Here is an 8,846-nt window from a genome sequence, read left to right as displayed (position 1 = left end):
CTGTACGTCCTGCGCGAGCGCCTCGGCCTGCCCGGCTCCAAGAACGCGTGCGAGCAGGGTGAGTGCGGTTCCTGCACCGTCCGCCTCGACGGCGTTCCGGTCTGTTCCTGTCTGGTCGCGGCCGGACAGGTCGAGGGCCGCGACGTCGTGACCGTCGAGGGCCTGGCGGAGTTCGCCAAGCAGCGCGACGAGCACGGCCACGGCGGTGCCTGCGGCACCGGCGGCGGTTGCGCTTCCAAGGGAGGCGTCTCCCTGGACGCGGCCAAGCAGTGGCAGGCCCACGGGCGGGCCGGCGACTCGCAGACCGGCGAGGGCGGCGAGCTCTCCACCATCCAGCAGGCGTTCATCGACGCCGGCGCCGTGCAGTGCGGTTTCTGCACCCCGGGCCTCCTGGTCCAGGCCGACGCGCTGCTGGAGGAGAACGCCTCCCCGTCCGACCAGGACATCCGCGAGGCCCTGTCCGGCAACCTCTGCCGCTGCACGGGCTACGAGAAGATCCTCGACGCGGTCCGCCTCGCGGCCGCCCGTCAGGCAGAGGCGGTCTGACCATGGCTCAGAACACGCGCACGGTTCCGGCCGGTACGCCGACCAACGTCACGCAGAAGCACACCAAGGGCGGCATCGGCGAGTCCACGCTGCGCCCGGACGGCACCCTCAAGGTGACCGGCGAGTTCGCGTACTCCTCGGACATGTGGCACGAGGACATGCTGTGGGGCCAGACCCTGCGAAGCACCGTCGCCCACGCCGAGATCGTCTCCATCGACATCTCCGAGGCCCTGGCGATGCCGGGCGTCTACTCGGTGCTGACGTACGACGACCTGCCGGCCGAGATGAAGAACTACGGCCTGGAGATCCAGGACACCCCGGTGCTCGCCAACGGCCGGGTACGTCACCACGGTGAGCCGGTCGCCCTCGTGGCCGCCGACCACCCGGAGACCGCCCGCCGCGCGGCCGCCAAGATCAAGATCGACTACCGTGAGCTGCCGCTCGTCACGGACGAGGCCTCGGCCCTCGCCCCGGGCGCGCCGCTGATCCACGAGAACCGCGACGACCACCACATCGGCCACGTCCCGCACCCGAACATCGTGCACCGCCAGCCGATCATCCGCGGCAACGTGGAAGAGGCCCGCAAGCGCGCCGACGTCATCGTCGAGGGCGAGTACACCTTCGGCATGCAGGACCAGGCCTTCCTCGGCCCGGAGTCCGGCCTGGCCGTGCCCTCCGAGGACGGCGGCGTCGAGCTGTACGTCGCCACCCAGTGGCTGCACTCGGACCTCGGGCAGATCGCCCCGGTCCTCGGCCTGCCGCCGGAGAAGGTCCGCATGACGCTCTCGGGTGTCGGCGGTGCCTTCGGCGGCCGCGAGGACATCTCGATGCAGATCCACGCGTGCCTCCTGGCGCTGGCCACGAACAAGCCGGTCAAGATCGTCTACAACCGGTTCGAGTCCTTCTTCGGCCACGTGCACCGCCACCCGGCGAAGCTCTACTACGAGCACGGCGCCACCAAGGACGGCAAGCTCACGCACATGAAGTGCAAGATCGTCCTGGACGGCGGCGCGTACGCGTCCGCTTCCCCGGCGGTCGTGGGCAACGCCTCCTCCCTCTCGGTCGGTCCGTACGTCCTGGAGGACGTGGACATCGAGGCGATCGCGCTCTACACGAACAACCCGCCCTGCGGCGCGATGCGCGGCTTCGGCGCCGTCCAGGCCTGCTTCGCCTACGAGGCCCAGATGGACAAGCTCGCGCAGAAGCTGGGCATGGACCCGGTCGAGTTCCGCCAGCTGAACGCCATGGAGATGGGCACGGTCATGCCCACCGGCCAGGTCGTGGACGCCCCGGCGCCCGTCGCCGAGCTGCTGCGCCGGGTCAAGGCCCGCCCGCTGCCGCCCGAGCGCCAGTGGGAGACCGCCGGCGAGAACGCGGACGTCCGCGCGCTGCCCGGCGGCCTGTCCAACACCACCCACGGTGAAGGCGTCGTCCGCGGCGTCGGCTACGCGGTCGGCATCAAGAACGTCGGCTTCTCCGAGGGCTTCGACGACTACTCGACCGCCCGCGTGCGCCTCGAGGTCATCAACGGCGAGGCCGTCGCGATGGTCCACACGGCCATGGCGGAGGTCGGCCAGGGCGGCATCACCGTCCACGCGCAGATCGCCCGTACGGAGCTGGGCGTCACGCAGGTGACCATCCATCCGGCCGACACCCAGGTCGGCTCCGCCGGTTCCACGTCGGCCTCGCGGCAGACGTACATGACCGGTGGCGCCGTGAAGAACACCTGTGAGGCCGTCCGCGAGGCAGTGCTGGAGATCGGCCGCCGCAAGAACGGCTCGTACCACCCGGCGTGGGCCACGGCCGAGCTGCTGCTCGAGGGCGGCAAGGTCGTCACCGACGGCGGCGAGGTCCTCGCGGACATTGCCGACATCCTGGAGGGCGAGGACGCGATCGACCTCGAGCTCGAGTACCGCCACCACCCGACCGTCCCGTTCGACCTGGTCACCGGTCAGGGCAACGGCCACGTCCAGTACACGTTCGCCGCGCACCGCGCGGTGGTCGAGGTGGACACGGAGCTGGGTCTGGTCAAGGTCGTCGAGCTGGCGACCGCCCAGGACGTCGGCAAGGCGCTCAACATGCTCTCCGTGGTCGGCCAGATCCAGGGGGGCACCACCCAGGGCCTCGGCGTCGCGATCATGGAAGAGATCATCGTGGACCCGAAGACCGCGAAGGTGCGCAACCCCTCCTTCACGGACTACCTGATCCCCACCATCCTCGACACCCCGACCATCCCGGTCGACGTCCTGGAGCTCGCCGACCCGAAGGCCCCGTACGGCCTGCGCGGCATGGGCGAGGCCCCGACCCTCTCGTCCACCCCGGCCGTCATCGCGGCGATCCGGGCGGCGACCGGTCTGGAGATCAACAAGACGCCGATCCGTCCGGAACTGCTCACCGGCACCCTCTAGGACGGCATGGTCCGGGGGCCGCGAGGCCCCCGGACCACCCTTGGATTTCCGGGCGGTGCGACACGGGAACGTCACACTTCCAGTCGTACCGCCCGGAGCACGGAAGTCCGGAGTCATCAGCACCGCACCGCTCGCGGTCAGTTTCACCGGCAACACCCCTGAACCACCCCCGGCCGAACCCATCACCCCCCGGCGAGGCCAGCAGTACCAGCAGTACCGCAGAACCCCCGCAGTACCCGCAGTACACGCAGTGCACCTTCGCGTCGCCTCGGGCCGTCACCCCGGGTCGTGCAGCCAACGGCATTTCCCAAATCCCGTGTCTCCAGTCTTTATGCGGGTGCCCCTTTGAACCTTGGGAGTTAGGCACCATGACCCAGTCGTCTGTGGAGCCCAGGACCAGTGCGGAAGAGGCCGGCGACGGCTCTCGTCCCCCCGCCGGACGGTCTTGGCTCGATCGGTACTTCCACATAACGCAGCGTGGATCCAACGTCGGGAACGAAGTCCGTGGAGGTCTCACGACCTTCATGGCCATGGCGTACATCCTGCTGCTCAACCCCCTGATCCTTTCCGGCAAGGACGTCGCCGGAGACGTCATGAGCCAGAAGGCCCTGATCACCGCCACCGCGTTCGCGGCCGCCCTGACCACGCTCCTCATGGGCTTCGTCGGCAAGGTCCCGCTCGCGCTGGCCGCCGGCCTGTCCGTGTCCGGTGTGCTGTCCTCGCAGGTGGCGCCGCAGATGACCTGGCCGCAGGCCATGGGCATGTGCGTGATGTACGGCGTCGTAATCTGTCTCCTGGTCGTCACCGGCCTCCGCGAGATGATCATGAACGCGATCCCCCTCGCGCTCAAGCACGCCATCACCATGGGCATCGGCCTGTTCGTCGCCCTGATCGGCCTCGTGAAGGCCGGCTTCGTGGGCAACGGCGGGGAGTTCGCCCCTCCGGTGACGCTCGGTGCGGCCGGTGAGCTCGCCGGCTGGCCCGTCTTCCTCTTCTGCGTGACCCTGCTCGCGATCTTCATGCTGCAGGCCCGCAAGGTCCCCGGCGCGATCCTGATCGGCATCGTCGGCGGAACGGTCCTCGCCGCCCTCCTCAACGCCGTCGTGGACATCGACCCGAAGGCCTGGAAGAACGGCGCTCCGGAGCTCTCGGGCTCCGCGATCTCGATGCCCGACTTCTCGCTCTTCGGCAAGGTCGAGTTCGGTGGCTGGGGCGACGTCGGTGTCATGACGGTCGGCATGATCGTCTTCACCCTCGTGCTCGCCGGCTTCTTCGACGCGATGGCCACCATCATCGGCGTCGGCACCGAGGCCAAGCTCGCCGACGACAAGGGCCGCATGCCGGGCCTGTCCAAGGCGCTGTTCATCGACGGTGCCGGTGGCGCCATCGGTGGCATCGCGGGTGGCTCCGGCCAGACGGTCTTCGTCGAGTCCGCCACGGGCGTCGGCGAGGGAGCCCGTACCGGTCTCGCCTCCGTCGTCAGCGGGCTGCTCTTCGCCGCCTGCCTCTTCTTCACCCCGATCACGCAGATCGTCCCGGGTGAGGTCGCCTCCGCGGCCCTGGTCGTCATCGGCGCGATGATGATGCAGAACGCCCGCCACGTGGACTGGGCCGACAGCGCGACGGCCATCCCGGTCTTCCTGACCGTGGTGATCATGCCGTTCACCTACTCGATCACGGCCGGCGTCGCCGCCGGTGTGATCTCCTACGTGGCCATCAAGGTCGCGCAGGGCAAGTACCGCGAGATCGGTGCCTTCATGTGGGTGCTGACCGTGATCTTCGTGGTCTACTTCGCGCTCCACCCCATCGAGTCGTGGCTCGGGGTCAAGTAACAGCGAGAGCGGCCGGGCCCGGTCCGACCGGGCCCGGCCCCTGCTCGAAACCTCCACGCATCCGATACTGGAAACCGAACCCCTCCGAGGAGGCCCCCCATGCTGGACATCGCCGAGGAACTGAACCGGTGGGTCGAGCAGGGGCGCGACTTCGCCGTCGCCACGGTCGTGGCGGTCGGCGGCAGCGCACCCCGCCAGCCCGGTGCGGCCCTCGCGGTGGACGGCGGGGGAACGGCCATCGGCTCGGTTTCCGGCGGATGCGTCGAGGGCGCGGTCTACGAGCTGTGCCGGCAGGCGCTCGAAGACGGCGAGACCGTCAGGGAACGCTTCGGCTACAGCGACGACGACGCCTTCGCGGTGGGTCTGACCTGCGGCGGAATCATCGACATCCTGATCACCCCGGTCCCCGTGGGCTCTCCCGCACGGGAGGTGTTCGCGGCCGCGCTCGCCGCCGCGGCCCGGGGGGAGGCGGCGGCGTTCGCGCGGATCACCGACGGCCCCGCCGAGCTGATGGGACGCGCCGTGCTCGTCCGTGGCGAAGGCGGCCACGAGGGCGGGTTCGGCGGCCACCCCGAGCTGGACCGGGCCGTCGCGGAGGAGGCCCGCGCCCTGCTCGACGCGGGCAGGACCGGCGTGCTGGAGATCGGCGCCGACGGCCGGCTCTGCGGAGAGCCGCTCAAGGTGCTGGTCGAGTCCAGCGTCCCGCCGCCGCGGATGATCGTCTTCGGTGCCATCGACTTCGCGTCCGCCCTCGTGCGGATCGGCAAGTTCCTCGGCTACCGGGTGACGCTGTGCGACGCACGGCCGGTCTTCGCCACGAAGAACCGCTTCCCCGAAGCGGACGAGATCGTGGTCGAATGGCCGCACCGCTATCTGGAGGAGCAGTCCTCGGCCGGGGCGGTCGACGGCCGGACCGTTCTGTGCGTGCTCACGCACGACGCCAAGTTCGACGTCCCGCTCCTCGAGCTGGCCCTCGGGCTTCCCGTCGCCTACGTCGGCGCCATGGGCTCCCGCCGGACGCACGAGGACCGCAACAAGCGGCTCCGCGAGGTCGGCGTGAGCGAGCTCGAGCTGGCCCGGCTGCGCTCCCCGATCGGTCTGGACCTCGGCGCCCGCTCGCCGGAGGAGACCGCGCTGTCCATCGCCGCCGAGATCGTCGCCAACCGGCGCGGCGGTACGGGCGCGTCCCTGACCGGCGCGCACATCCCGATCCACCCGGACGCCTCGGCGACGCTGGTCAGCCGGATCGGCTCCGTCGCCTGAAGGACGCGACGAGCCCGGCGAGCCGGCCGGCCGTGCGGCACACGGGAAAAGGGCGCGACCCCCTGGGGGTTGCGCCCTTCCGGCGTTCCCCCTATCTTACCGGCCGGTAACAGTCTCTCCCCGCTACGGAGCCGATCTGATGTCTGCCGCTTCCTTACGCACCCGCCGCCGCCGTTCCGCTTCGGCGACCACCGCGTCGCTGGCCGTACTGGCCGCCCTGGCCTCGGCGGCGCTCCTGGCGGGTCCCGTCTCCGCCGCCGGGGCCGAGGCCGCCGCCGGGACCGCGACCGGTTCCGCGCCGCGCGAGGTGCTGTTCGTGGGGAACAACTGGGAGGGCACCGCCGACGTCCTCGCCTCCACCGGCGACCTGGCGAAGGTGGGCCGGATCGACATGGTCCCCGACAAGGAGGAGCGGCTCCGGGAGATCTACCTCAACCCGGTGAAGCTCGGCTTCTTCCTGGGCATCCGGGCCACGGCGGGCGAGGGCCACGACCAGTTCGTGGACGACATGTACACCACCCCGGACGGCTCCGCCGTCGTCGCCTCCCGCCCCAGCTTCGCCGACGTCGTCTCCATCGACGTCCGCACCGGCCGGATCAACTGGCGCTTCCCCGTGGCCGGTTACCGAGCCGACCACATGGCGGTCTCCCCGGACGGCACCCGCGTCGCCGTCTCCGCCTCCACCGCCAACACCGTGCACGTCCTCGACATCGCGAGCGGCCGCCAGGTCGGTTCCTTCACCACCGGCGACAAGCCGCACGAGAACACCTTCACGCAGGGCGGCCGCTACCTCTGGAACAGCTCCATCGGTGACGTGACCTCCGCCCTCGACGCGCCCTGGCTGGACTGGACGAAGGGGGACCGGAAGATCACCGTCGTCGACACGCAGACCTTCCGCACGGTCCGGGTGATCGACATGAGGTCGCGCCTCGACGCCTTCGGGCGCTCCGACCTGTCCGACGCGGTGCGGCCGGTCTCCTTCAGCCCGGACGAGTCGAAGCTCTACTTCCAGGTGTCCTTCTTCAACGGCTTCGTCGAGTACGACGTGGCCGCCGACCGGATCACCCGGATCAAGACCCTCCCCCAGAACCCGGCCACCAGCACCGACCGCACCACCTGGGTCAACGACTCCCGCCACCACGGCATGTCCATGAGCCCGGACGGGGCCAAGCTCTGCATCGCCGGGACCATGGACGACTACGCGACCGTCGTGGACCGGGCCACCCTCGCCGAGGGGCCGCTCGTGCCCGCCGCCAAGCCCTACTGGGCGACCGTCGACGGCGACGGCACCGGCTGCGTGATCTCCGAGAGCGGCGCCGACCAGGTCACGGCCATCGATTTCGCGACCGGCACGAAGCGGGTGTCGGTGCCCGTCGGCGACCATCCGCAGCGGGTGCGGCTCGCGCACGTCCCGGCCGGCTGGACCGGCCCGGTGGCGCGCTGATCCGGCGCTCGAGCGGGCATATCCGGCCACTATGGGGTGACTGGTCTGCGATGACCGATTAGTCTCCGGATCATGCTGGACATCCGCGAGGTACCCGAGGCAGACATCGACCGTGCTCTGGAGCTCGCCTACCTGGTGTTCCACGACCGCCCCGGGAAGGAGGGGCGCGCACGGCACCACGAGATGCTCCGCCACTGCGTGCGGATCGGGGCCTACGACGGGGGAAGGGTCGTCGGCTTCATGGCCGCGCACGACTTCCGGCTCTCGGTGCCCGGGGCGGACCTGCCCTGCCCCGGGCTCACCTTCGTATCCGTTGCCCCGACCCACCGCCGGCGGGGCGTACTGACCGCCCTCATGGGCGAGATGATGCGCCGCGCCACCTCGGCCGGCAGCCCGATCGCCGCCCTGTGGGCCTCCGAGTCCGCCATCTACGGACGCTTCGGCTACGGCGGCGCCACCCAGGGCGCCACCATCGAGATCGACTCCAGCAGGCCGCTGGCCCTGCGCATCGAGGCGGACCGGCGGCCGTTGCGGATGGTCGACCCCGAGGACGCGGTCGCCGTCGTCGGCCCCTACCACGAGGCGGCCCGCGCGACCCGGGCCGGGCGGCCGGCCCGTACCGGCTGGCGCTGGACCGAGGAGTGGCTCACCGAGGAGGACGAGGAGGACGACGAGCTCAGCCCGCCCCGGATCATCGCTCTGGGGGACCCGGGCGAGCCGGTCGCCGGCTACGTCCTCTACCGCACCAAGCCCGAGTCCACCGGGGCGGCGGCGGGTCCCGACCGCACCCCGGGCCTGGTCCGGGTCTACGAGCTGGAGGCGGACACCCCGGCGGTCGCCGCCGCACTGTGGGAGTGCGTGGCCTCCCTCGACCTCACGGGCAGGGTCCACGCCTGGGGCCGCCCGGCCGACGACCCGCTGCTCCACTTCGCCGCAGACCGGGACCAGGTCAGGGTCACCGGCGCGTTCCCGGCGCTGTGGCTGCGCCTGGTCGACGTGGCGGCGGCGCTGACCGCGCGGTCGTGGGCCGCGCCCGTGGAACTCGTACTGGAGCTGACCGACGCACGGCTGCCCGCGAACGCGGGGCTCTTCCGCCTGAAGGCGGGGCCGGGCGGCGCGGCGTACGAGCCCGCCGCCGGCCGGGCGCCGGATCTGACCCTGGACGTACGGGAGCTCGCGGCCTGTTACCTCGGCGGGACCCGGGCCGTGGAACTGGTCGCGGCCGCCCTGGTGGTGGAGCACACCCCGGGCGCGGCGGCGACCTCGACGCGCTCCTGACCCCCGACATCCGGCGCAGCGTGGTCGAGCACGTCCTGGCACAGCTCGCGGCCGAGGGCATCAAGCTGGAGACCG

6 protein-coding genes are annotated in these 8,846 nt (G+C 71.1%); all 6 read left to right on the top strand.

Features of this window, described 5'->3' with window-relative positions; translation table 11 throughout:
* Positions 1-546, top strand: a 546-nt coding sequence (locus tag ABZY44_RS36750) for a (2Fe-2S)-binding protein (protein ID WP_356661747.1), incomplete at its 5' end; no start/stop codon positions are given.
* A 2-nt stretch (positions 547-548) separates the two neighbouring features.
* Positions 549-2,954 carry a molybdopterin cofactor-binding domain-containing protein gene (locus ABZY44_RS36745; RefSeq protein WP_356661745.1) on the top strand — a complete coding sequence of 802 codons (2,406 nt, stop codon included), beginning with the start codon at positions 549-551 and terminating at the stop codon, positions 2,952-2,954.
* Positions 2,955-3,322: 368 nt separating this feature from the next.
* Positions 3,323-4,786: an NCS2 family permease gene (locus tag ABZY44_RS36740; protein WP_356661743.1), complete on the top strand. Its 1,464-nt coding sequence runs from the start codon at positions 3,323-3,325 to the stop codon at positions 4,784-4,786.
* A gap of 99 nt (positions 4,787-4,885) precedes the next feature.
* Positions 4,886-6,049, top strand: a complete 1,164-nt coding sequence (locus ABZY44_RS36735) for an XdhC/CoxI family protein (RefSeq protein WP_356661742.1) — start codon at positions 4,886-4,888, stop codon at positions 6,047-6,049.
* A gap of 139 nt (positions 6,050-6,188) precedes the next feature.
* Positions 6,189-7,493: a YncE family protein gene (locus ABZY44_RS36730; RefSeq protein ID WP_356661740.1), complete on the top strand. Its 1,305-nt coding sequence runs from the start codon at positions 6,189-6,191 to the stop codon at positions 7,491-7,493.
* A gap of 72 nt (positions 7,494-7,565) precedes the next feature.
* On the top strand, positions 7,566-8,771 hold the full coding sequence (locus ABZY44_RS36725) for a GNAT family N-acetyltransferase (protein WP_356661738.1): 1,206 nt from the start codon (positions 7,566-7,568) through the stop codon (positions 8,769-8,771).
* Positions 8,772-8,846: the final 75 nt, after the last annotated feature.

Origin of the sequence: Streptomyces sp. NPDC006544, from assembly GCF_040611715.1 — a bacterium.
Classification (GTDB): Bacteria; Actinomycetota; Actinomycetes; order Streptomycetales; family Streptomycetaceae; genus Streptomyces.
Note: the sequence above shows the minus strand (reverse complement) of the source record. Positions and strands in the feature narration are given on the sequence as shown.